We start from the raw sequence: 359 nt of genomic DNA, 5'->3' as shown, positions 1-359 counted from the left end.
ACCCTGATTAAAAGTCAGGTGCTCTACCAACTGAGCTAATGGCTCTTAATGGCTGGGGATATAGGATTTGAACCTATGCATGACGGAGTCAAAGTCCGTTGCCTTACCGCTTGGCTAATCCCCATTAAATTAAGAATCAAAGGGCGGCCGATGGGGCTTGAACCCACGAATGCCGGAGTCACAGTCCGGTGCGTTAACCACTTCGCCACGACCGCCATATGATTATAAAAATACTGGTGGAGGATGATGGATTCGAACCACCGAACCCGTAAGGGAGCAGATTTACAGTCTGATGCGTTTGGCCACTTCGCTAATCCTCCAAAATGGTGCCGGCGAGAGGACTTGAACCCCCAACCTAC

Annotated in this window: 3 tRNA genes; all 3 read right to left on the bottom strand. The window is 50.1% G+C overall.

Features of this window, described 5'->3' with window-relative positions:
- Nucleotides 1-49: 49 nt before the first annotated feature.
- Nucleotides 50-124: transfer RNA gene (locus tag ACN6NF_RS25780), tRNA-Gln, on the bottom strand.
- An 18-nt stretch (nt 125-142) separates the two neighbouring features.
- Nucleotides 143-215 (bottom strand) — tRNA-His (locus tag ACN6NF_RS25775).
- A 19-nt stretch (nt 216-234) separates the two neighbouring features.
- A tRNA-Tyr gene (locus ACN6NF_RS25770) sits at nt 235-320 on the bottom strand.
- Nucleotides 321-359 lie beyond the last annotated feature (39 nt).

The organism is Paenibacillus sp. TSM33, from assembly GCF_056099025.1.
Note: the sequence above shows the minus strand (reverse complement) of the source record. Positions and strands in the feature narration are given on the sequence as shown.